This window comes from Pseudomonas sp. JUb42, assembly GCF_024807945.1.
Taxonomy (GTDB): domain Bacteria; phylum Pseudomonadota; class Gammaproteobacteria; order Pseudomonadales; family Pseudomonadaceae; genus Aquipseudomonas.
Window position 1 is genome coordinate 48,557 of sequence record NZ_JANUFD010000001.1, and the last position, 21,958, is coordinate 70,514.

Sequence of the window (21,958 nt, forward strand, 5' to 3'; positions counted from 1 at the left end):
GGGCAGGGAATCGCGGCATGCTGGGTATTTTTCTTGAAACCGTGAATATCACGGCCCCGGTATTCGCCATGCTGTTTCTTGGCGTGCTGCTCAAGCGCATTGGCTGGATCAACGACGGTTTTATCATCACCGCCTCGGCCCTGGTGTTCAACGCGACCATGCCGGCGCTGCTGTTTCTCGGCATCATCCACGCCGACCTGCACGCGGCCTTGCAGCCCAAACTGCTGATCTATTTCACCGTGGCGACCCTGGCCGGTTTTGCCTTTGCCTGGGGCTATGCGATCTGGCGGGCGCCGCTGATCGATCGGGGGATTTTTGTGCAGGGCGCGTTTCGCGGCAATAACGGCGTGATCGGCCTGGCCCTGGCGGCGAGCATGTACGGCGACTACGGGATTTCCCTGGGGGCGATCCTCGCGGCGCTGATCATCCTGTTTTACAACACCCTGTCGACCATCGTGCTGGCGGTGTACAGCCCGGTGATCAAGTCTGACCCGTGGAGCATCTTCAAGAGCATCCTGGCCAACCCGCTGATTATCAGCGTGCTTGCTGCCGCGCCGTTTGCCTACTTCAGCATCGGCCTGCCCAAGTGGCTGGAAACCTCCGGTAGCTATCTGGCGCAGATGACCTTGCCCCTGGCGTTGATCTGCATCGGCGGCACCCTGTCTCTGGCCTCGCTGCGCAAAAGCGGCAAGCTGGCGATCAGTGCCAGTATGGTCAAGATGATCTGGCTGCCAGTGATATGCACCTTCGGCGCCTGGCTGGTGGGCTTCCGCCATGCGGAGCTGGGGATTCTATTCCTGTACTTCGGCAGCCCGACCGCCGCCGTCAGCTTCGTCATGGCGCGTGCGGCCAATGGCAATCATGAGCTGGCGGCCGCGATCATTGTCATCACCACCCTGGCAGCGGCGGTGACGACCAATATCGGCATTTTCATCCTGCAATGGGGCGGCTGGATTTAAGCGGGCTTCTCGTAGCTGTCGATCACTTCCTGGGCGGCGCGGAACGCATCAATGGCCGCCGGCACGCCGGCATACACCGCGCAGTGCAGCAGCGCTTCGCGGATTTCGTCGACGGTGCAGCCGTTGTTCAGCGCGCCACGCACGTGGCCCTTGAGTTCCTGCGGGCATTTCAAGGCGGTCAGCGCGGCCAGGGTGATCAGGCTGCGGGTTTTCAACGGCAGACCCTCACGGCCCCAGACACTGCCCCAGGCGTGCTCGTTGACGAAGTCCTGCAGCGGCTGGGTGAAGTCCGTGGCATTGCCCAGGGCACGGTCGACGAAGACATCGCCCATGACCTGACGACGCAGTTGTTCACCGTTCGATTTTGCTTCGCTCATGCTATTTGCTCCTGAAGAACACTATTAACTACAACTGAGTGCAGATCGTTGGAGCGAGGCTTGCCCGCGAACCAGGCGACCCGCAGTTTCAGGTACACCACAGTGAATCATTCGCGGGCAAGCCTCGCTCCAACGGGGTTGGTCTGATTAATGTCGCCAAGCCTTAAGTGCGGTGTACACGATGAAAACCGCCAACACCGGCAACACATACCAAATCACCACCTGCTCCAGGCGCTCGGCCAGGGCCATGCCGGTACTCAGGGCCACCAGATGCAGGCCGTAGGCTGCATACAGGGCGAGCAGCAGCAGGCCTTCGGCGCGGGTGATGCGGTAGGCAGAGAGCATCAGCGGCAGGCACAGCACGGCGACGCCGAGCATGATGGGCAGATCGAAGGTCAGGGCATTGGGCGACACTGACAGCGGCTGTGGCGCGATCAGGGCGGTCAGGCCGAGTACGCCGCAGAGGTTGAACAGGTTACTGCCGACTACGTTGCCGACGGCGATATGCCGCTCACCGCGAATGGCGGCGATCAGCGAGGTGACGAGGGCGGGCAGGGAGGTGCTGACGGCAATCACGGTGAGGCCGATGATCCGCTCGGACAGACCCAGGTCTGCGGCCAGGACCACGGTGCTGTTGACCAGCAGATGACTGCCGCTGATCAGCAAGGCCAGGCCAACGGCCATGGCGGCCAGGCGCATCAGCAGCAGGGCGGTCTGCCGGGGGCGTGGATCATTGATCACTTTGCCATGACGGGCGCCGTAGCCGGACTGGCGCAGCACGATCAGCAGGTAGGCCAGCAGGCCGATCAGCAGAATCATCCCTTCAAACGGCCCCAGTTGATGATCCCAGGCCAGCAGGCAGACCAGCAGGCTGGCGCCGATCATCAGCGGGATATCGATGCGCACCAGTTCCCGGGCAACGCGCAGGGGGATGATCAGGGCGGACAGGCCGAGGGTCACCAGCACATTGAAAATGTTGCCGCCGATGACGCTGCCGACGCCGATATCCGTGTTATCGGAAAACGCCGATTGCAGGCTGACGGCCATTTGCGGCGCGCTGCTGCCAAAGGCGACCACGGTCAGGCCGATGATCAGCGGGCGCACCCGCAGCAGGGCGGCCAGACGTACCGCGCCACGCACCGACAGCTCCGCGCCTGCGACCAGCAGCACCAGGCCGCTGAGGAATTGCAGGACGACGGGCAGGGGCAGGTTCGATAATTGGAGAATGGTGAGGTCCCTAAGTGTGTAAGAAGAGTCAGTCTTCCAGATCCTGCACGCGCACTTTGGCGGTGCCGCTGCGCAGCATACCCAACTGTTCGGCGGCCGACCTTGAAACGTCGATCAGGCGGCCACGGGTATGGGGCCCGCGATCATTGATACGCACCACGACGCTTTGGTCATTGTCGAGGTTGGTGACCTTCACCCGTGTGCCGAAAGGCAACTGGCGGTGGGCGGCGGTCAGGGAATTCTGGTCGAAACGCTCGCCGCTGGCGGTGCGTTTGCCTTGATGTTGCGAACCGTAGTACGAGGCACTGCCGGTTTCATCGTAACCGTGGGGATCGATCTCGCGATCACTGGCACAGCCGGCCAGCAGCAGAAGCAGGGAAGAGGCGCCGAGAAGCCGTAGCATGGTGTGTTGCTCCTTGAGCCCGGGAAAGTCCGGGATCGTTGGAGCGAGGATTGCCCGCGAAGGCGATGTTCATATTTGGTAAATCCACCGGATGTACCGGCCTCTTCGCGGGCAAGCCTCGCTCCTACAATCATTTTGCTACCCTGAGTCTTTTACTTGCCCTATCAGCCTTCCAGCTTGCTCTTGAGCAGTTCATTGACCTGCTGCGGGTTGGCCTTGCCTTTGGAGACTTTCATCGCCTGGCCGACGAAGAAGCCGAACATCTTGCCGCGCTTGGCTTCGTCTGCGGCGCGGTATTGTTCGACCTGTTCGGCGTTGGCGGCGAGCATCTCGTCGAGCATGGCTTCGATGGCACCGCTGTCGGTGACCTGTTTCAGGCCCTTTTTCTCGATGACTTCGTCGGCACTGCCTTCACCATTGGCCATCGCCTCGAAGACCATCTTGGCGATTTTGCCGGAGATGGTGTTGTCGGTGATGCGCTTGAGCATGCCGCCCAGTTGCTCGGCGCTAACCGGCGACTGCTCGATATCTACGCCTAGTTTGTTCAGCAGGCTGCCCAGTTCGACCATGACCCAGTTGGCGGCCAGTTTGGCGTCGCCGCTGATGGCCACGACCTGTTCGAAGTAGTCCGCCTGCTCGCGACTGGAGGCCAGCACGCTGGCGTCGTAGGCCGACAGACCGAACTGGCTCTGGAAGCGCTCGCGTTTCTGCGGCGGCAGTTCCGGCAAGGTGGCGCGGGTTTCTTCGAGGAAGGAATCCTCGATGACCACCGGCAACAGGTCCGGATCGGGGAAGTAACGGTAGTCGTTGGCTTCCTCCTTGCTGCGCATGGCGCGGGTTTCGTCCTTGTTCGGGTCGTACAGGCGGGTCTGCTGGATGACCTTGCCGCCGTCTTCGATCAGGTCGATCTGGCGCTGGATCTCGCTGTTGATCGCCTTCTCGATGAAGCGGAACGAGTTGACGTTCTTGATCTCGCAGCGGGTGCCGAACTCGACCTGGCCTTTAGGCCTGACCGAAACGTTGCAGTCGCAACGCAGCGAGCCTTCGGCCATGTTGCCGTCACAGATGTCCAGGTAGCGGACCAGCGCGTGCATGGCTTTGACATAGGCCACGGCTTCCTTGGCCGAACGCATGTCCGGCTCGGAAACGATTTCCAGCAGTGGTGTGCCGGCGCGGTTCAGGTCGATACCTGTCATGCCGCTGAAGTCTTCATGCAGGCTTTTGCCAGCATCTTCTTCCAGGTGAGCACGGGTGATGCCGACGCGCTTGACGGTGCCGTCTTCCAGGGTGATGTCCAGGTGGCCCTTGCCGACGATCGGCAGCTCCATCTGACTGATCTGGTAGCCCTTGGGCAGGTCCGGGTAGAAGTAGTTCTTGCGCGCAAAGACGTTGTGCTGGCCGATTTCGGCGTCGATAGCCAGGCCGAACTTGACGGCCATGCGCACGGCTTCCTTGTTCAGCACCGGCAGGACACCGGGCATGCCCAGGTCAACCAGGCTGGCCTGGGTGTTGGGCTCGGAGCCGAACGTGGTGGCGCTGCCGGAGAAAATTTTCGATTGGGTCGAGAGCTGGGTGTGAATCTCCAGCCCGATGACGACTTCCCATTGCATGTGTGTTTCTCCTCAGAAGCCTTCAGGTGCGCGGGTGTGCCAGTCAGTAACTTGCTGATACTGGTGCGCGACGTTGAGCAGACGGCCTTCCTGGAAATACGGGGCGAGCAATTGCACGCCGACCGGCAGTCCACCGGCAAAGCCTGCTGGCATGGACAAGCCCGGCAGACCCGCGAGGTTGGCGGTGATGGTGTAGAAGTCTTCCAGATACTCGGCGATCGGGTCGTTGGTCTTGGCGCCGATTTTCCAGGCCGGGTTAGGCGTGGTCGGGCCGAGAATGACGTCGACGTCAGTAAAGGCATTCATGAAGTCGTTCTTGATCAGGCGACGGATCTTCTGTGCCTGCAGGTAGTAGGCGTCGTAGTAACCGGCCGACAGCGCGTAGGCGCCCACCAGAATGCGGCGCTGCACTTCCGGGCCGAAGCCTTCGGCGCGCGAGCGCTTGTACAGGTCGGTCAGGTCTTTCGGGTCTTCGCAGCGATAGCCGAAACGCACGCCGTCGAAGCGCGACAGGTTGGACGAGGCTTCTGCCGGGGCGATGACGTAGTAGGCCGGGATCGCGTGTTGCAGGTTCGGCAGGCTGATTTCCTTGATTACGGCACCGAGTTTCTTCAATTCTTCGACACTGGCCATGACCAGGTCAGCGATGCGCGGGTCGAGACCGGCACTGAAGTACTCTTTTGGAATGCCGATGCGCAGGCCCTGCAGCGAGGCGTTCAGGTTGACGGAGTAATCCGGTACCGGTTCGTCGATGCTGGTGGAGTCCAGTGGGTCGAAACCGGCCATGCCTTGCAGCAGCAAGGCGCAGTCTTCAGCGCTGCGGGCCATGGGGCCGGCCTGATCGAGGCTGGAGGCGTAGGCGATCATGCCCCAGCGCGAGACACGACCGTAGGTCGGTTTCAGGCCGGTGAGGTTGGTCAGGGCCGCTGGCTGGCGAATCGAACCGCCGGTATCGGTGCCGGTGGCCGCAGGCAGCAGGCGTGCAGCCACAGCCGCCGCCGAGCCGCCGGACGAGCCGCCTGGCACGTGTTCCAGGTTCCACGGGTTCTTAACCGCGCCGTAATGGCTGGATTCGTTGGCCGAACCCATGGCGAATTCGTCCATGTTGGTCTTGCCCAGGGTCACGGTGCCCGCAGCGGCCAGTTTGGCGACCACGGTGGCGTCGTAGGGCGAGGTGAAGTTGTCGAGCATCTTCGAGCCGCAGCTGGTGCGTACGCCCTGGGTGCAGAACAGGTCTTTGTGGGCCAGCGGGGCACCCAGCAGGGCGCCGTTCTCGCCCTTGGCGCGGCGGGCATCGGCAGCCTGGGCCTGGGCGATGGCCAGGTCGTCGGTGCGGGTGATAAAGCTGTTGAGCTGAGGGTCGAGCTGGGCAATGCGCGCCAGCAGAACACGGGTCAGTTCTTCAGAAGAAAACTTTTTTTCGGCGAGTCCGCGAGCGATCTCGGCCAGAGTCATTTGATGCATAAAAGGCTCAATCCCTTACTCGATGACTTTCGGAACCAGATAAAGGCCGCTTTCGACCGCCGGTGCGATGGCTTGATACGTATCGCGACGATTGGGCTCGGTTACGGCGTCCTCGCGCAGGCGCTGGGAGGCTTCCAGGGGGTGGGCCAGGGGTTCGATACCGCTGGTATCGACGGCCTGCATCTGGTCAATCAGGCCCAAAATGCTGTTCAGTGCTTCAGTAGTACGCGGGATATCGGCGTCATTCAGGCCAAGTCGGGCCAGATGAGCGATTTTTTCCACGTCGGAGCGATCAAGCGCCATGGGGTTCTCCTGTGGAATGCGCACGGATCCAGTCCGTGGGGCGGATTGCGGAACACGACAGGGTTTTTACGGTCAAAGGGCCGCGAACGTCTAGCGTCGTGCTCGGAAAACCACCAATTTAACATATTGGCTCCTTGCCCAAAATCCCTGTCGTTGTTAGAGTTTGCCGCACTTTTTTACCCACGCGCTCCCTAGGGTCCATTTCCCATGTTCAAGAAACTGCGTGGCATGTTTTCCAGCGATTTGTCTATCGACCTGGGGACTGCCAATACCCTTATTTACGTGCGTGAGCGCGGTATTGTTCTGAATGAACCTTCGGTTGTAGCCATTCGTACCCATGGCAACCAGAAGAGTGTCGTCGCCGTCGGGATGGAAGCCAAGCGCATGCTCGGCCGTACCCCGGGCAATATCGCTGCTATCCGCCCGATGAAAGACGGCGTCATCGCCGACTTCAGCGTCTGTGAAAAGATGCTCCAATACTTCATCAACAAGGTTCACGAAAACAGCTTCCTGCAGCCAAGCCCTCGGGTGCTGATCTGCGTACCGTGCAAATCCACCCAGGTTGAGCGCCGCGCCATTCGCGAGTCGGCCCTGGGTGCTGGCGCCCGTGAAGTATTCCTGATCGAAGAACCAATGGCTGCTGCTATCGGCGCTGGCCTGCCGGTCGAGGAAGCCCGCGGTTCGATGGTTGTCGATATCGGTGGTGGTACCACTGAAATCGCGCTGATCTCCCTCAATGGTGTGGTCTATGCCGAATCCGTACGTGTGGGCGGCGACCGTTTCGACGAAGCGATCATCACTTACGTGCGTCGCAACTACGGCAGCCTGATCGGTGAATCCACCGCCGAGCGCATCAAGCAGGAAATCGGTACCGCTTATCCGGGCGGCGAAGTCCGTGAAGTGGACGTGCGCGGCCGTAACCTGGCCGAAGGCGTACCACGTGCCTTCACCCTGAACTCCAACGAAGTGCTGGAAGCGTTGCAGGAATCCCTGGCAACCATCGTTCAGGCCGTGAAAAGCGCGCTGGAGCAGTCGCCTCCGGAACTGGCTTCGGACATCGCCGAGCGCGGTCTGGTGCTGACCGGTGGTGGCGCCCTGTTGCGTGACCTCGACAAGCTGCTGGCTCAGGAAACCGGCCTGCCGGTGATCGTCGCCGAAGACCCGCTGACCTGCGTGGCTCGTGGTGGTGGTCGTGCCCTGGAGATGATGGACAAGCACACCATGGATCTGCTTTCCAGCGAGTGATCGCCGGAAAAACACTTCATGGCAGCCTTTGAATACAGGTAGCGCTTTGTGCTACCTGTATGCTTTGCGCTGGCGCCGAAATCTGGCGCTCACCTTCTCTACTGTCCTGGCCGGTCCAATGCCGCATGAATAAGCACAGCCACGTACAGCTCAACCCATCGGATGCATGCCCGGGAGGAGCCTATTAAACCGCTCTTCGCAAAAGGCCCGTCCCTGGGCGTGCGCCTGTTGGCAGTGGCCGTCTTTTCGGTAGCACTGATGGTGGTCGATGCGCGGTTTGAATTGCTCAAGCCGCTGCGCAGCCAGATGTCACTGGTGCTGATGCAGTCCTACTGGGTGGTCGATCTGCCCTCGCGTCTGTATCAAAACGTTGCCAGCCAGTTTGGCGGCCGTACTGAACTGATCGCCGAAAACGAAAAACTCAAAACCGAGACTCTGCTGTTGCAGGGGCGCCTGCAGAAGCTGGCGGCCCTGACCGAGCAGAACGTGCGTCTGCGCGAGTTGCTCAACTCCTCGGCACTGGTCAACGAGAAGGTCGAAGTGGCCGAGCTGATCGGCATGGACCCCAATCCCTTTACCCATCGCATCATCATCAACAAGGGTGAGCGCGATGGCGTCGTGCTGGGGCAGCCGGTGCTTGATGCCCGTGGCCTGATGGGCCAGGTGGTCGAGTTGATGCCGTATACCTCGCGGGTTCTGCTACTGACCGATTCGACCCACAGCATTCCGGTACAGGTCAACCGTAACGGCCTGCGCGCCATCGCCAGTGGCACCGGTAACCCGGAGCGCCTGGAGTTGCGCCATGTGGCGGATACCGCCGACATCAAGGAAGGCGACCTGCTGGTGAGTTCCGGCCTTGGCCAGCGTTTCCCTGCCGGTTACCCGGTGGCGACGGTCAAGGAAGTGATTCATGACTCCGGCCAGCCTTTCGCCATTGTCCGCGCCGTGCCGACTGCGGCCCTGAACCGCAGCCGTTACCTGCTGCTGGTGTTCTCCGACGGCCGCTCGCCGGAAGAGCGCGCTGCCGATGCGGCCAAGGCCCAGGAAAATATCGAGCGCGGCGCGGAGCCGGGCACGTCGGCAGCCCCTGCGGCAGCGGCGACGCCCGTGACGGCGCCGGCGCCGGCGAGTTCCCCGGCCAACCATGTGGTGCCGGGTACTGCGCCGTTGACCATCCCCGAGATCCCGACGGTGACCCTGATTCCGGCTGCGGCTCCGGTCAAGCCTGCGCGCAAGCCGGCCCGACCTGCGGCGAGCCGGCCGCCTGCGGCGCCGGGCACAGCGCCGGCGACCGGTACCCGGGAGCGAAACGATGGTTAGTCTGGCACCTTCACGCAATGGTTGGGTTGTGTGGTTCACGTTTTTGCTGGGGCTGTTGCTGAGCGTTTCGCCGCTGCCGCAGTTCATGGAAATCTTTCGGCCACTGTGGCTGGCGCTTTTACTGACCTTCTGGACCCTGGCCCTGCCGCACAAGGTTGGCATGACCACGGCCTGGGTGCTGGGCCTGATGGAAGACGTGCTGTATGGCACGTTGCTGGGGCAGAACGCCCTGATCCTGAGCCTGATCACCTTCCTGGTAATGTCCTTGCAGCAACGCTTGCGCATGTACCCCATGTGGCAGCAATGCCTGATCCTGCTGGTTATCTTCGGCCTGGCGCAATTGGCGCAACTCTGGCTCAGCGCCTTGACCGGTAATCGTCAGCCGACGCTGGCGTTGCTGTTGCCAGCACTGGTCAGTGTCCTGCTGTGGCCTTGGGTGAGCTACGGTATGCGTGGCCTGCGCAAGCGTTTGAAAATCAATTGAGCGCTGCGTGGTTACGGCTGGCATGAGGCTGGCCGTCACCATGACCCCTGACATGGAGATGTCTAGATGCCCTCCCTTTATCTTGCCTCCGGCTCGCCACGTCGCCGTGAGCTGCTGACCCAGATCGGTGTGCCTTACACCGCTCTGAGCGCCGAAATCGATGAAACCCCTTTTGCTGATGAACAGCCCCTGGCTTACGTCGAGCGCCTGGCGCGCGGCAAGGCCCAGGCCGGGCTGGCGTCGCTGAGTGCTGCATCCCAAGCCTGTGTGCTCGGTGCCGATACGGCGGTGGTGCTGGACGGGCGCATTCTCGGCAAGCCGCTGGACGAGGCCGACGCCCGCGCCATGCTCACGGCGCTTTCCGGGCGCGAACACCAAGTCCTGACCGCCGTGGCCGTGGCCAATCGCCAGGGCAGCGAGGCGCGGGTGGTGAGCAGTCGCGTGCGTTTTCGGCCGATCCGCGCCGAGGAAATTCAGGCCTACTGGGCCAGTGGTGAACCCCGCGACAAGGCCGGCAGTTATGCCATTCAGGGCCTGGCGGCGATCTTTGTCGAGGCGCTGCAAGGCAGTTATTCGGCGGTGGTCGGCCTGCCTTTGTGTGAAACCGCAGAACTGCTGAGCCGTTTCGGCATACCCTGTTGGCAATGCCTGGAAGGTGAAAAGCCATGAGTGAAGAGATTCTGATCAACATCACGCCGATGGAATCACGCGTGGCTGTGGTGGAAAACGGTGTTTTGCAGGAAGTCCATGTCGAGCGGACCCAGCGTCGCGGGATCGTCGGCAATATCTACAAGGGCAAGGTAGTGCGGGTGTTGCCTGGCATGCAGGCGGCGTTTATCGATATTGGCCTGGACCGGGCGGCGTTCATTCACGCCTCGGAAATTTCCATGCGCGAAGGCCCGGCCGTGGAGAGCATTGCTTCCCTGGTGCACGAGGGCCAGAGCCTGGTGGTGCAGGTCACCAAAGATCCGATTGGCAGCAAGGGCGCACGCCTGACCACTCAGTTGTCGATCCCGTCGCGCTATCTGGTGTACATGCCGCGCACCGCCCATGTCGGTATCTCGCTGAAGATCGAAGACGAAGGCGAGCGCGAGCGGCTGAAGAAAGTCGTCAGCGACTGCGTGGCCCTGGAGGGGATCAAGGAAGCCGGTGGCTTTATCCTGCGTACGGCCGCCGAAGGCGCCGGTGCCGATGAAATTCTCATGGACATCCGCTACCTGCGGCGCCTGTGGGACCAGATCGGCGAGCAGATCAAGACCATCAGCCCGCCCAATGTGATCTACGAAGACCTCGGCCTGGCCCTGCGCACCCTGCGCGATCTGGTCAGCCCGAAGATCGAGAAAATTCGTATTGATTCGCGGGAAACCTTCCAGAAGACCACGCAGTTCGTCGCCGAGCTGATGCCGGAAATCGCCGACCGCCTGGAGCACTACCCCGGCGAGCGGCCGATCTTCGACCTGTATGGCGTTGAGGACGAAATCCAGAAAGCCCTGGATCGCAAGGTGCCGCTCAAGTCCGGCGGCTACCTGGTGATAGATCCGGCTGAAGCCATGACCACCATCGACGTCAATACCGGCGCCTTTGTTGGTCATCGCAACCTCGAAGAAACCATCTTCAAGACCAACCTCGAAGCGGCCACCGCCATCGCCCGGCAGATGCGCCTGCGCAATCTGGGCGGGATCATCATCATCGATTTCATCGACATGGAAGATGGCGAGCATCAGCGGCAGGTCCTGCGCACCCTGGAAAAACAGCTGGAGCGCGACCACGCCAAGACCAACATCATCGGTATCACTGAACTGGGCCTGGTGCAGATGACCCGCAAGCGCACTCGCGAGAGCCTTGAGCAGGTGCTGTGCGAGCCGTGCAACAGTTGCCAGGGGCGCGGCAAGCTGAAGACCCCGGAAACCATCTGTTACGAAATCTTCCGTGAGATCCTGCGCGAGGCCCGCGCCTACCAGGCCGTGGGCTATCGTGTACTGGCCAACCAGCGGGTAGTGGACCGTCTGCTCGATGAAGAGTCGGGCAATGTCGCGGAATTGGAGGGCTTTATTGGCCGAACCATCCGCTTTCAGGTAGAAACCATGTATTCCCAGGAACAATACGACGTTGTTTTGCTCTGAGTTCGCAGCGCTCTCGCGAGCATGAACCCTGAGCAGCCGACGGACCTGTGGCAAGGACGCCCTTATAACGAGATCGATGCGTGGCAATTGAGCAATCCCGGAACCTATTGATGTCTGCAAAAACGAGCCGGGTTATCCCATCCCTCTGTGGGAGCGCTCTGATATGCAACGTCTGACCCGCCTTTCGGCAACGCTGACCCGTTGGGGCTTGAGCCTTTGCGCGCTGATTCTGGTGCTGGCGGCGTTGTATGTCAGCCTGGGGCGGCAATTGGCGCCCCTGGTGGCTGAATATCGCACTGATATCGAGAGCAAGGTCGCCACGGCGCTGCAAATGCCGGTGAGTATCGGTGGCCTGGAAGGCACCTGGCACGGCTTTGCGCCGATATTCGTCGCCCGCGATGTGGTGGTGGGGCAGGGCAGCAATTCCATGCGCCTGGAGCATGTGCGCGCTGTGCCGGATTTTTGGGCCAGCGTTCGCGCCCGTCAGGTGCGCATCGCCCGTCTGGAACTCGATGGCCTGCAACTGAGCCTCAAGGAAGACAAGGACGGCCACTGGGCGCTGCAGGGTCTGCCGGTCAGCGATGATAAACCCTTCGATCCGCAGCAGTTGCTGACCCAAATGCAGGTTATCTCGCGGTTGACGCTGTTCGACAGCCAGTTGACCCTGCAACCCTTCGAACAACAGCCGCAGACGTTCAAGTACATCAGCCTCAGTCTCAAGACCGGCAGCGTCAATCAGCGCCTGGATGCCCGGGTAACCTTGCCCGATGGTCAGCCCCTGGCCCTGAATGTGCGCTCGCATATCCGCGCCAGCGAGTGGCGCGAGGGCAACGCCGACCTCTACTTGAGCCTGCCGCAAAGTGACTGGGCGCACTGGCTGCCAAAAAGCCTGACCAAACAGTGGAATTTCGACACCCTGCAGGCCGGCGGCGAGCTGTGGCTGAGCTGGGCCAAAGGCACTATGCAGAGCGCTGCGCTGCGTCTGAATGCACCCACCATCAAGGCCGCCTATGCCGATCGCAAACCGGCCAAGATCGGTAACCTGGCGCTCAATGCCTGGCTGCAACGCACTGACAAGGGCTTCAACCTGACCCTGGGTTCCCTGGCGATGAGCCTGGGCAGCAACCGTTGGGAAAGCCGCATTCAACTGACCCAGGAAGAAGCCACTGCCGGTACTGACGAGCTGTGGCATGTACAAGCCGACCGCCTGGACCTGACCCCGCTGATGCCGCTGTTCGACGCCCTGGTGCCGGTGCCTGACGGCGCGAAGGTGGCCTTGGACAACCTCAAGTTCACCGGTGCCCTGACCAACGTGCTGCTGGATTTCCGTCCGGGTGTGGAGGGGGACAAGAAGCTGATGTTCGCCGCCAACCTCGACAAGCTCGGTTTCAACGCCTATCACGGCGCTCCGGCGGCCGGGAATGTCAGCGGCGCCATCAGCGGCGACCTTGGTCAGGGCGAACTGCGTTTGGCCACGGACAATTTCATGCTGCACCTGGCGCCGATCTTCGCCAACCCCTGGACCTACACCAAGGCCAACGCGCGCCTGACCTGGCACCTGGACAAGGAAGGCTTCACCCTGATTGCCCCGTATATCAAGGTGCTTGGGGATGAGGGCAAGATTGCCGCCGACTTTCTGATCCGCCTGCACTTCACCCACGATCAGGAAGATTACATGGACCTGCGGGTCGGAATGGTCGATGGCGATGGCCGTTACACCAGCAAGTACCTGCCTGCGGCCTTGAGCCCGGCGCTGGACAGCTGGCTACGCACGGCGGTGCTGGGCGGCGCGGTGGATCAGGGCTTCTTCCAATACCAGGGCTCGCTCGATCACGGGGCCATGGATGCCGCGCGGGTGATCAGCCTGTTCTTCAAGGTGCACAACGCCACCCTCGACTTCCAGCCCGGCTGGCCGCAGCTCACCGGCGTGGATGGCAATGTCTTCGTGGAAAACAGCGGCGTGCGCATCAAGGCCAGCAAGGCGCAGATGCTCAACACCCAGGTCAGCAATGTACTGGTCAATATTCCCCATGTACCTGCCGGGCAGAGTAGCCACCTGTTCGTCGATGGCGACTTCAATGGCACCCTGGCCGATGGCGTGAAGATCCTGCAGACCGCACCGATCGGCACGGCCAGTACCTTTGCCGGCTGGACTGGCGACGGCCCGCTGCAAGGCAAGCTGAAACTCGATGTGCCGCTGGTCAAAGGCCAGGAAGCCAAGATTGGTGTTGATTTCAGTACCGATAACGCGCGCTTGAAGATTGCCGATCCGGTGCTGGAATTCAGTCAGCTCAAGGGCGACTTCCGTTTTGACAGTACCAAGGGGCTGAGCGGCAAGAACATCAAGGCCCTGGCCTTCGACCGGGCGATCACGGCCGAGATCATTGCCGACGGCAAGCCCGGCGCACCGATCACCCGGATCAATGCCAGCGGCCTGGTGGCACAGAAGCGCCTGAACGACTGGCTCGGTATCACCCAGCCGCTGCCGGTGTCCGGCGATTTGCCTTATCAACTGCAAGTGACCCTGGGCGGCGCCGACAGCCAGCTGAAGATCAACTCCAGTCTCAAGGGCCTGGTGGTGGACCTGCCAGCGCCTTTTGGCAAGACCGCCGACGAAACCCGCGACAGTGAGTTCCGTATGAGCCTGCAAGGCCCTGAGCGCCGCTATAACGCGCTCTACGGCAATCTGGCCAGCCTGGCCTACAGTGCGCCAGCGAGCACGCCTGCCGACGGCCGTGGCGAGCTGCTGCTCGGTGACGGTACGGCTGCGGTCCCGGACGGCAAGGGCCTGCGCATTCGCGGCAGCTTGTCGGAACTGGATGTGAACACCTGGAAAGCCACTGCCGGTCGTTATGCTGGCAATGATCCGGGCGGCAGCGCCAAATTGTTGAGCGGCGTCGATCTGCAGATCGGCAAGCTGATCGCCATGGGCACCACCCTCGATCAGGCGCGGGTGCAGCTCAAACGCGACACCGCAGCCTGGAACCTGACCCTGGACAGCACCGTAGCCAAGGGCAATGCCAGCCTGCCCGATGCTAAGGCCGCGCCCATCGGCATCGATATGCAGTACGTGCGCCTGCCTGCGCCGGACCCGGCTGCGGCAGTGGTCGAGAATGCGCCGGACCCGCTGGCCGATGTCGATCCCCGGCAGATTCCGGCGCTGAATATCAATATCAGCCAACTGTTCCAGGGCGATCAACTGGTCGGCGCCTGGTCGCTCAAGGTGCGCCCGACCACCAACGGTATCCAGCTGGCTGACCTGAACATGGGCCTCAAGGGCATGTTGCTGCTCGGCGACGGCGGCTGGGAAGGCGCGCCGGGGTCCACCAGCAGTTGGTACAAGGGCAAGATCAACGGCAAGAACCTGGCCGATGTGCTCAAGGGCTGGGGCTTTGCCCCGACCGTGACCAGCGAGAGTTTCGAACTGAACGTCGATGGTCGCTGGCCAGGCTCACCGGCCTGGGTCGGGCTCAAGCGTTACTCGGGCAGCCTCGACGCCACCCTTGAGCGCGGGCAGTTCGTCGAAGTGGAGGGCGGTGCCCAGGCGTTGCGAGTGTTCGGCCTGCTCAACTTCAACTCCATCGGTCGCCGCCTGCGCCTGGACTTCTCCGACCTGCTCGGCAAGGGCCTGAGCTATGACAAGGTCAAGGGCCTGCTGGTCGCCAGTGATGGCGTCTACGTCACTCGCAAACCCATCACGCTGGCCGGGCCGTCGAGCAACCTGGAACTGGACGGCACCCTGGACATGGTCAAGGACCGCGTCGACGCCAAGCTGCTGGTGACGTTGCCGGTGACCAACAACCTGCCGATTGCCGCGCTGATCGTCGGTGCCCCGGCCATTGGCGGCGCGTTGTTCCTCGTAGACAAGTTGCTGGGTGACCGCGTGGCGCGCTTTGCCAGCGTGCAGTACAAGGTCGAAGGGCCGTGGAAAGAGCCGAAGATCACCTTCGACAAGCCTTTCGAAAAGCCGCAGTAACAAAGACGCCCCCTGTAGGGGCCGGCTTGCTGGCGATCGAATGCGATGCGGGAATACCGCAAGGAGTAAAGTGCCTGTCATCACCGACAAGGAGTGCCCCATGTCTTTTGCCGTTATCCAGATGGTCAGCCAGAGCGATGTCCTGGGCAACCTGGCCCAGGCCCGGCGTCTGCTCGAGCAGGCGGCTGCGTCCGGCGCCAGGCTTGCCGTGTTGCCGGAAAACTTCGCCGCCATGGGCCGTCGCGACGTCGCTGATATCGGCCGCGCCGAGGCCTTGGGGCAAGGGCCGATCCTGCCATGGTTGAAAAGCACCGCCCGCGACCTCAAGTTATGGATAGTTGCCGGTACTTTGCCGCTGCCGCCGAGTGATCGGCCCGATGGCAAGGTCACGGCCTGTTCGCTGTTGATCGATGAACACGGCGAGCAGGTGGCGCGTTACGACAAGTTGCACCTGTTCGACGTGGATGTGGCCGATAGCCGCGGGCGTTATCGCGAGTCCGATGACTATGCTCACGGCAATGACGTTGTGGTGGTGGATACGCCGGTGGGACGCCTGGGCTTGAGTGTCTGCTACGACCTGCGCTTCCCCGAGTTATACACAGCCCTGCGAGCCGCAGGTGCCGAATTGATTACCGCGCCGTCGGCCTTCACGGCTGTGACCGGCGCGGCGCATTGGGACATCCTCATCCGGGCGCGCGCCATTGAAACCCAGTGTTACCTGCTGGCGGCCGCGCAGGGCGGGGTTCATCCAGGCCCGCGCGAGACCTGGGGTCATGCCGCCATTATCGACCCCTGGGGTCGGGTACTGGCCGAGCAGGCCCAGGGCGAGGCGGTCTTGCTGGCCCAGCGCGACATTGAAGAACAGGCGTCCATCCGGGCGCGGATGCCGGTGTCCAGTCACCGGCGATTTTTTGTGCAGGACGCAGTGCGGCCTGCTTCGGAGTGAATATGAGCGACGTCTCCTCAGTCAGTGAACACCTTCTGGCGCCCGGTGGCTTGAACCTGGACAGCCTGCAATCGGTGCTGGGCGAACTGGCCGGCCCGGGTATCGACGCTGCCGACTTGTATTTTCAGGGGCAGATTTCCGAGTCCTGGTCCCTGGAAGACGGCATCGTCAAGGAAGGCAGCTTCAATCTCGACCAGGGTGTCGGCGTGCGCGCGCAATCCGGCGAGAAAACCGGTTTTGCCTATAGCAACGCCATCACCCTGGAAGCCTTGAGTTCGGCGGCCAAGGCGGCTCGTTCGATCTCCCGCGCCGGGCAGCACGGCACTGTCCAGGCCTTTACCAGTCAGGATGTGGCTCAGTTGTATGCCCCGGATAATCCTCTGGAAGTCATGACCCGCGCGGAAAAGGTCGAGCTGCTCAAGCGCATCGACGTCGCCACCCGTGCTCTGGACCCGCGCATTCAACAGGTTTCGGTGAGCATGGCCGGGGTCTGGGAGCGGATTCTGGTGGCTTCCACCGACGGCAGCCTGGCGGCCGACGTACGTCCGCTGGTGCGGTTCAACGTCAGCGTCATCGTCGAGCAGAACGGCCGCCGCGAGCGCGGTGGTCACGGTGGCGGCGGGCGTACCGACTATCGCTATTTCCTCACGGACGACCGCGCCATGGGCTATGCCCGCGAAGCGCTGCGTCAGGCGCTGGTCAATCTCGAAGCGATTCCGGCGCCAGCGGGTACGCTGCCTGTGGTGCTGGGCTCGGGCTGGTCCGGCGTGCTGTTGCACGAAGCCGTCGGCCACGGTCTGGAAGGCGACTTCAACCGCAAGGGCAGTTCCGCCTACAGCGGCCGGATCGGCGAGATGGTGGCTTCCAAACTGTGCACCATCGTCGACGACGGCACTCTGGCCGGGCGCCGCGGCTCCCTGAGCGTCGATGACGAAGGCACTCCGACCGAATGCACCACGCTGATCGAGAACGGTGTGCTCAAGGGTTACATGCAGGACAAGCTCAATGCCCGTCTGATGGGCGTAGCCCGCACCGGCAACGGTCGTCGCGAGTCCTATGCGCACCTGCCGATGCCGCGCATGACCAACACTTACATGCTGGGTGGCCAGAGCGATCCGGCCGAGATCATCGCGTCGGTCAAGCGCGGCATCTACTGCGCCAACCTGGGCGGTGGTCAGGTGGATATCACCAGCGGCAAGTTTGTCTTCTCCACCAGCGAGGCCTACCTGATCGAAGACGGCAAGATTACCGCACCGGTCAAGGGCGCGACTCTGATCGGCAACGGCCCGGAGGCGATGAGCAAGGTGTCGATGGTCGGTAACGATCTGTCGCTGGACAGCGGCGTGGGGACTTGTGGCAAGGACGGGCAGTCCGTGCCGGTGGGCGTGGGGCAGCCGACGTTGAAGATCGATGCGATCACGGTCGGTGGTACTGGCGGCTGATGGGGTGAACCGTGAGCACTGGCTTTTGTGTGGGACCGGCTTTAGCCGGGAAGGCAGCATGACAGACGACACTTATGTATCGGATGTACGAACGTCTTCCCGGCTAAAGCCGGTCCCACAGAGTCAAAATCCCACTGTCGGTGGGAAGTGAGGCAGGACTCAACGCAATCCGCGTTGTGTCTCGTCCAGCTCACGGATGTATTTGAAGATTTTGCGGGTCGAAGCTGGCGGTTTGTTCTGGGCCAGTTCGTGCTGGGCCTGACGGATCAGGGAGCGCAGTTGCTGGCGATCAGCTTCGGGGTATTCGGCAACGAACTTCTCCAGCACATCGTCGGCGCCGGTGATCAGGCGATCACGCCAGCGTTCCAGATTGTGGAAGCGTTCGTTGTATTGGCGAGTGGAGGCATCGAGTTGGTCGAGCAACACCAGAATGGCGTCCAGGTCCTGGTCGCGCATGAGTTTGCCGATGAACTGGATGTGCCGTTTGCGCGCGATATGCGCCGTGTGCTTGGGCGCGTCGGCCAGGGCCTTGCGCAGCGCATCGGTCAACGGCAGCTTGGCCAGTACATCGGCCTTGAGTGTGGTCAGGCGCTCGCCCAGGTCAACGAGAGCGTGAAGTTCACGCTTGATCTGGGTTTTGCTTTTCTCCCCGTCGAGGGAGTCGTCGTAAGAATCAACCATGGGGGCCGTCCGAAAATAAACGCCGCCATGATAACCAGTCGAGGGCCGCTTGTCCGGCCCGCTCGGTATTCGGTCTGTGCCGAAAGCAGAATTTGATGGAGAAAGTCATGAGTGCATCCCAAAGCGTCGGCCCGCAGGCCCTGCCCGAACTGCAGGAGCAGGTCGAGCAAATCATCGCCGAAGCCCGTCGCCAGGGCGCCAGCGCCTGTGAGGTAGCGGTGTCGCTGGAGCAGGGGTTGTCGACTTCGGTGCGTCAGCGCGAGGTTGAGACGGTCGAGTTCAATCGTGACCAGGGTTTCGGTATTACCTTGTATGTGGGCCAGCGCAAAGGCTCGGCCAGCACCTCGGCCAGTGGCGCCGACGCTATTCGCGAGACGGTTGCCGCTGCTTTGGCCATCGCCAAACACACCTCCGAGGACGAAAGCTCGGGCCTGGCCGATGCCGCGTTGATGGCCAAGGACCTGCCGGATTTCGATCTTTACCACGCCTGGGACATCAGCCCCGAGCAGGCCATCGAGAAGGCGCTGATCTGTGAAGCGGCGGCGTTCGATGCCGACAGCCGGATCAAGAACGCCGACGGCACCACGCTAAATACCCACCAGGGCTGCCGTGTATATGGCAACAGCAATGGCTTTGTCGGTGGTTATGCTTCGACTCGCCACAGCCTGAGCTGTGTGATGATCGCCGAGGGTGACGGCCAGATGCAGCGCGATTACTGGTATGACGTCAGCCGCCAGGGTGAGCTGCTGGCCGATCCACTGAGCATCGGCCGCAAGGCCGCTGAACGCGCTGCCAGCCGCCTGGGTGCGCGGCCGGTGCCGACCTGCGAAGTGCCGGTGCTGTTCTCCGCCGAGTTGGCGGGTGGTTTGTTCGGCAGCTTCCTTGGGGCGATTTCCGGCGGCAACCTGTACCGCAAGTCATCGTTCCTGGAAGGCACCATTGGCCAGCGCCTGTTCCCCGAGTGGCTGACCATCGACGAGCGCCCGCACCTGATGCGTGCCATGGGCAGCTCGGCGTTCGACAGCGACGGCCTGGCCACCTATGCCAAGCCGTTCGTCGAAAATGGTGATCTGGTGTCCTACATCCTCAGCACTTACTCCGGGCGCAAGCTGGGCCTGCCGAGCACCGCCAACGCCGGCGGCGTGCACAATCTATTCGTTACCCATGGCACGGAAGACCAGGCGGCCCTGATCCGCCGCATGGGCCGCGGCCTGTTCGTCACTGAACTGATGGGCAGCGGCCTGAATATGGTCACCGGGGATTACTCCCGTGGCGCGGCAGGTTTCTGGGTCGAGAACGGTGAAATTCAGTTCCCGGTGCAGGAAGTGACCATTGCCGGGAATATGCGCGACATGTTCAAACAGATTGTCGCCGTGGGCAGTGACCTGGAGCTGCGCAGCAATATCCGTACGGGCTCGGTGCTGATCGAGCGGATGACCGTGGCGGGGAGCTGATACCACCCCATATCCGTTGGAGCCGGGCTTGCCCGCGAAGGGCGGTGACGCGGTGTACCTGATACACCGCAGCGTTCATTTCGCGGGCAAGCCCGGCTCCAACGGGATGTCCCCTGGATAGCAGCAATCCATCTTTCTGCTTGTCGTGATTATAAATCTCATTTAATAATGAATATCATTTCAAAGATGAGATTGAGTCATGGGCCTTGTTCTGCACGAATCTGCGCATCTGGACCACTGGCGTTTCCTGGGTGTACGGGTGCGCTGCGCCCTCGATGCTGACGAACCCCGCTCAATCGAACATTACCTTGCCGAAGGGCGCTATCTGGCACGCTTCACCGCCACGCCCCAGTCACTGATCGCCGAAACCACCTTGCGTCTTTTGCTCGATACCGCGCGCGACACGGTATTGCCCTGGCATTGGCGCTGCCTGTGTCTGGATCAGGCCTGGCGCCCGCTGCGTGACCTGCACGCTCTGGCGCAAACCCCGGCCCGCCATGAACGCTATCAAGCCTGCGTCCACGAATTGGCCGCCTGCGTCCTGCAGCCTTCGATCACACCCAATGAACTCATAGCCGCCGGTCTTTGACCGACACCCGTCAGCGTCTCTGGAGGTATGTCATGCAGCATTGGAAACGCACCATTGAAGAGGCCAATCGCTGTTTCAATCGCGGCGATCTGGTTGATGCCCGTGAGCTGTACCTGCAGGCGCTGGCGCTGGCCCAGGTGTTGTTCGAGCGTTGGGCGAACGTGGATGAGGCGGTTGCCGCCTTTGTCATCTCGCACCACAACCTGGCGGATCTGCACCTGGCTCTGGGGCAGCCGGAGGAGAGCGCGGAGTACCTCTGCGCGGTTCATCAGCATTTGCTCCAGGTCATGCAGGAGCAGCGCCTGTCCCCGGCCTTGCGCCATGCGGCGCTGCGTCACAGCAGCAAAACCTACACCGAGCTGCTCGGTTTCATCAGCGAATACGGCGAGTACCCACGTACTCACCGGCTGCTCAGCAGTGGCGGCGAGCAATCGCGCATGTCACTGCAGCGCAATGCTGCGGCCATCCCCGATTCCACCTACCCCGGCCACAATTACGGAGTTCATTGATATGCCTTATACCTTGCCTGCCTTGCCTTACGCCTACGACGCGCTGGAGCCGCACATCGACGCGCAGACTATGGAAATCCACTACAGCAAGCATCACCAGACCTATATCAACAACCTCAACGCTGCCGTCGAAGGCACCGAATGGGCTGAATGGCCGATCGAGAAGCTGGTGGCAGCGGTGCAGCAGCTTCCAGAAAAACTGCGCCCGGCCGTGATCAATCAGGGCGGCGGGCATGCCAACCACTAGCTGTTCTGGGCGGTAATGGCGCCTGCCGCTGGCGGCTTGCCACAGGGCCAGGTGGCCAGGGCCATTGATGAGCAGTTGGGTGGCTTCGATGCGTTCAAGGACGCCTTCACCAAAGCTGCGCTGACCCGTTTTGGCAGTGGCTGGGCCTGGCTGAGCGTGACCCCGCAGAAGAAGCTGGTCGTGGAAAGCAGTGGCAACCAGGACAGCCCGCTGATGAATGGCAATACGCCGATCCTCGGCCTGGATGTCTGGGAGCACGCCTACTACCTTCGGTATCAGAACCGTCGTCCTGAATACATCAACGCTTTCTATAACGTGATCAACTGGGGCGAAGTATCCAGGCGTTATCTGGCCGCCGTGGCCTGAATCTCATATAACAAGAATTAAGGCAGTTTATGCGTCTGGATATTCATAAGGTCGGCAGGGGGCGAAGGTTTCGCCGGGCGGCAGGATTGATTGTGTTTTTGCTCGGTGTCTTACTGTTGATTGGCCGGGCGCTGGGCTGGCTGTTGTTCTGAGGTGGGTGTCTCCCATCTAAAGGGGGACACAAATCCGTATCGCGCAGGGGCGCGGGTAAATCTGGTGGGAGCGAATTCATT

19 protein-coding genes and 1 pseudogene are annotated in these 21,958 nt (G+C 61.8%); 13 read left to right on the plus strand and 7 right to left on the minus strand.

Annotation, left to right across the window (positions count from 1 at the left end; genetic code table 11):
• Nucleotides 1-17: 17 nt before the first annotated feature.
• Nucleotides 18-959: an AEC family transporter gene (locus M2401_RS00250; RefSeq protein WP_259098257.1), complete on the plus strand. Its 942-nt coding sequence runs from the start codon at nucleotides 18-20 to the stop codon at nucleotides 957-959.
• Here the strand turns inward: M2401_RS00250 and M2401_RS00255 are convergent.
• From M2401_RS00255 to gatC, 6 genes are all read right to left on the minus strand, one after another.
• Nucleotides 956-1,336: a carboxymuconolactone decarboxylase family protein gene (locus tag M2401_RS00255; protein ID WP_259098259.1), complete on the minus strand. Its 381-nt coding sequence runs from the start codon at nucleotides 1,334-1,336 to the stop codon at nucleotides 956-958. The two genes, M2401_RS00250 and M2401_RS00255, sit on opposite strands and share 4 nt — an antisense overlap.
• 147 nt (nucleotides 1,337-1,483) lie before the next feature.
• On the minus strand, nucleotides 1,484-2,527 hold the full coding sequence (locus M2401_RS00260) for a calcium/sodium antiporter (RefSeq protein ID WP_259099818.1): 1,044 nt from the start codon (nucleotides 2,525-2,527) through the stop codon (nucleotides 1,484-1,486).
• 64 nt (nucleotides 2,528-2,591) lie between these two features.
• The gene (locus tag M2401_RS00265) at nucleotides 2,592-2,966 is read right to left on the minus strand and encodes a septal ring lytic transglycosylase RlpA family protein (protein WP_259098260.1); all 375 of its coding nucleotides are present in this window, start codon (nucleotides 2,964-2,966) and stop codon (nucleotides 2,592-2,594) included.
• A gap of 164 nt (nucleotides 2,967-3,130) precedes the next feature.
• Nucleotides 3,131-4,576, minus strand: a complete 1,446-nt coding sequence (gene gatB / locus M2401_RS00270) for an Asp-tRNA(Asn)/Glu-tRNA(Gln) amidotransferase subunit GatB (protein WP_259098262.1) — start codon at nucleotides 4,574-4,576, stop codon at nucleotides 3,131-3,133.
• Nucleotides 4,577-4,588: 12 nt separating this feature from the next.
• A complete protein-coding gene (gatA, locus tag M2401_RS00275; protein ID WP_259098264.1) occupies nucleotides 4,589-6,040 on the minus strand; it encodes an Asp-tRNA(Asn)/Glu-tRNA(Gln) amidotransferase subunit GatA in 1,452 nt (483 codons plus the stop codon).
• 15 nt (nucleotides 6,041-6,055) lie between these two features.
• Complete coding sequence (gene gatC, locus M2401_RS00280) at nucleotides 6,056-6,343, minus strand: Asp-tRNA(Asn)/Glu-tRNA(Gln) amidotransferase subunit GatC (RefSeq protein ID WP_259098265.1); 288 nt, start codon at nucleotides 6,341-6,343, stop codon at nucleotides 6,056-6,058.
• A 207-nt stretch (nucleotides 6,344-6,550) separates the two neighbouring features.
• Here gatC and mreB point away from each other — a divergent pair, with 207 nt between their 5' ends.
• The 8 genes from mreB (at nucleotide 6,551) to tldD (ending at nucleotide 17,879) form a co-directional block, all read left to right on the plus strand.
• On the plus strand, nucleotides 6,551-7,588 hold the full coding sequence (gene mreB / locus M2401_RS00285) for a rod shape-determining protein MreB (RefSeq protein ID WP_020292894.1): 1,038 nt from the start codon (nucleotides 6,551-6,553) through the stop codon (nucleotides 7,586-7,588).
• A 219-nt stretch (nucleotides 7,589-7,807) separates the two neighbouring features.
• Nucleotides 7,808-8,908 carry a rod shape-determining protein MreC gene (gene mreC, locus M2401_RS00290; protein WP_409033858.1) on the plus strand — a complete coding sequence of 367 codons (1,101 nt, stop codon included), beginning with the start codon at nucleotides 7,808-7,810 and terminating at the stop codon, nucleotides 8,906-8,908.
• A complete protein-coding gene (mreD, locus tag M2401_RS00295) occupies nucleotides 8,901-9,392 on the plus strand; it encodes a rod shape-determining protein MreD (protein ID WP_259098276.1) in 492 nt (163 codons plus the stop codon). Before mreC ends, mreD begins: the two co-directional genes overlap by 8 nt.
• A 66-nt stretch (nucleotides 9,393-9,458) precedes the next feature.
• Nucleotides 9,459-10,061 carry a nucleoside triphosphate pyrophosphatase gene (locus tag M2401_RS00300; RefSeq protein WP_259098277.1) on the plus strand — a complete coding sequence of 201 codons (603 nt, stop codon included), beginning with the start codon at nucleotides 9,459-9,461 and terminating at the stop codon, nucleotides 10,059-10,061.
• Nucleotides 10,058-11,515, plus strand: coding sequence for a ribonuclease G (gene rng / locus M2401_RS00305; RefSeq protein ID WP_259098279.1), 1,458 nt, complete (start codon nucleotides 10,058-10,060; stop codon nucleotides 11,513-11,515). Before M2401_RS00300 ends, rng begins: the two co-directional genes overlap by 4 nt.
• Nucleotides 11,516-11,678: 163 nt before the next feature.
• Entirely contained in the window at nucleotides 11,679-15,491 is a 3,813-nt protein-coding gene (locus tag M2401_RS00310; protein ID WP_259098280.1) for a YhdP family protein, read from the plus strand.
• A gap of 100 nt (nucleotides 15,492-15,591) precedes the next feature.
• On the plus strand, nucleotides 15,592-16,437 hold the full coding sequence (locus M2401_RS00315; protein ID WP_259098282.1) for a carbon-nitrogen hydrolase family protein: 846 nt from the start codon (nucleotides 15,592-15,594) through the stop codon (nucleotides 16,435-16,437).
• A gap of 2 nt (nucleotides 16,438-16,439) precedes the next feature.
• Nucleotides 16,440-17,879 carry a metalloprotease TldD gene (gene tldD / locus M2401_RS00320; RefSeq protein WP_259098284.1) on the plus strand — a complete coding sequence of 480 codons (1,440 nt, stop codon included), beginning with the start codon at nucleotides 16,440-16,442 and terminating at the stop codon, nucleotides 17,877-17,879.
• A 159-nt stretch (nucleotides 17,880-18,038) separates the two neighbouring features.
• Here the strand turns inward: tldD and yjgA are convergent, their stop codons facing one another.
• Nucleotides 18,039-18,560 (minus strand): ribosome biogenesis factor YjgA, encoded by a 522-nt coding sequence (gene yjgA / locus M2401_RS00325; RefSeq protein WP_259098286.1) that lies wholly within the window; start codon nucleotides 18,558-18,560, stop codon nucleotides 18,039-18,041.
• Between the two features lie 107 nt (nucleotides 18,561-18,667).
• On the opposite strand from yjgA, the gene pmbA reads away from it, so the two are divergent.
• The 4 genes and pseudogenes from pmbA to M2401_RS00345 all read left to right on the plus strand — a co-directional run bounded on the left by pmbA (nucleotide 18,668) and on the right by M2401_RS00345 (nucleotide 21,725).
• The gene (gene pmbA / locus M2401_RS00330; RefSeq protein ID WP_259098288.1) at nucleotides 18,668-20,014 is read left to right on the plus strand and encodes a metalloprotease PmbA; all 1,347 of its coding nucleotides are present in this window, start codon (nucleotides 18,668-18,670) and stop codon (nucleotides 20,012-20,014) included.
• Nucleotides 20,015-20,213: 199 nt separating this feature from the next.
• Nucleotides 20,214-20,603, plus strand: a complete 390-nt coding sequence (locus M2401_RS00335; RefSeq protein ID WP_259098290.1) for a FagA protein — start codon at nucleotides 20,214-20,216, stop codon at nucleotides 20,601-20,603.
• 32 nt (nucleotides 20,604-20,635) lie between these two features.
• Nucleotides 20,636-21,112 carry a DUF2753 domain-containing protein gene (locus M2401_RS00340; RefSeq protein WP_259098292.1) on the plus strand — a complete coding sequence of 159 codons (477 nt, stop codon included), beginning with the start codon at nucleotides 20,636-20,638 and terminating at the stop codon, nucleotides 21,110-21,112.
• Nucleotide 21,113: 1 nt separating this feature from the next.
• A pseudogene (locus tag M2401_RS00345) lies at nucleotides 21,114-21,725 on the plus strand (superoxide dismutase).
• The last annotated feature ends 233 nt before the right edge of the window (nucleotides 21,726-21,958 follow it).

Excerpts from the sequence above, each read along its gene's own strand:
- M2401_RS00250 (WP_259098257.1), top strand. The coding sequence starts at position 18 with ATGCTGGGTATTTTTCTTGAAACCGTGAATATCACGGCCCCGGTATTC.
- M2401_RS00255 (WP_259098259.1), bottom strand. The coding sequence starts at position 1,336 with ATGAGCGAAGCAAAATCGAACGGTGAACAACTGCGTCGTCAGGTCATG.
- M2401_RS00265 (WP_259098260.1), bottom strand. The coding sequence starts at position 2,966 with ATGCTACGGCTTCTCGGCGCCTCTTCCCTGCTTCTGCTGCTGGCCGGC.
- gatB (WP_259098262.1), bottom strand. The coding sequence starts at position 4,576 with ATGCAATGGGAAGTCGTCATCGGGCTGGAGATTCACACCCAGCTCTCG.
- gatA (WP_259098264.1), bottom strand. The coding sequence starts at position 6,040 with ATGCATCAAATGACTCTGGCCGAGATCGCTCGCGGACTCGCCGAAAAA.
- gatC (WP_259098265.1), bottom strand. The coding sequence starts at position 6,343 with ATGGCGCTTGATCGCTCCGACGTGGAAAAAATCGCTCATCTGGCCCGA.
- mreB (WP_020292894.1), top strand. The coding sequence starts at position 6,551 with ATGTTCAAGAAACTGCGTGGCATGTTTTCCAGCGATTTGTCTATCGAC.
- mreD (WP_259098276.1), top strand. The coding sequence starts at position 8,901 with ATGGTTAGTCTGGCACCTTCACGCAATGGTTGGGTTGTGTGGTTCACG.
- M2401_RS00300 (WP_259098277.1), top strand. The coding sequence starts at position 9,459 with ATGCCCTCCCTTTATCTTGCCTCCGGCTCGCCACGTCGCCGTGAGCTG.
- rng (WP_259098279.1), top strand. The coding sequence starts at position 10,058 with ATGAGTGAAGAGATTCTGATCAACATCACGCCGATGGAATCACGCGTG.
- M2401_RS00310 (WP_259098280.1), top strand. The coding sequence starts at position 11,679 with ATGCAACGTCTGACCCGCCTTTCGGCAACGCTGACCCGTTGGGGCTTG.
- M2401_RS00315 (WP_259098282.1), top strand. The coding sequence starts at position 15,592 with ATGTCTTTTGCCGTTATCCAGATGGTCAGCCAGAGCGATGTCCTGGGC.
- tldD (WP_259098284.1), top strand. The coding sequence starts at position 16,440 with ATGAGCGACGTCTCCTCAGTCAGTGAACACCTTCTGGCGCCCGGTGGC.
- yjgA (WP_259098286.1), bottom strand. The coding sequence starts at position 18,560 with ATGGTTGATTCTTACGACGACTCCCTCGACGGGGAGAAAAGCAAAACC.
- pmbA (WP_259098288.1), top strand. The coding sequence starts at position 18,668 with ATGAGTGCATCCCAAAGCGTCGGCCCGCAGGCCCTGCCCGAACTGCAG.
- M2401_RS00335 (WP_259098290.1), top strand. The coding sequence starts at position 20,214 with ATGGGCCTTGTTCTGCACGAATCTGCGCATCTGGACCACTGGCGTTTC.
- M2401_RS00340 (WP_259098292.1), top strand. The coding sequence starts at position 20,636 with ATGCAGCATTGGAAACGCACCATTGAAGAGGCCAATCGCTGTTTCAAT.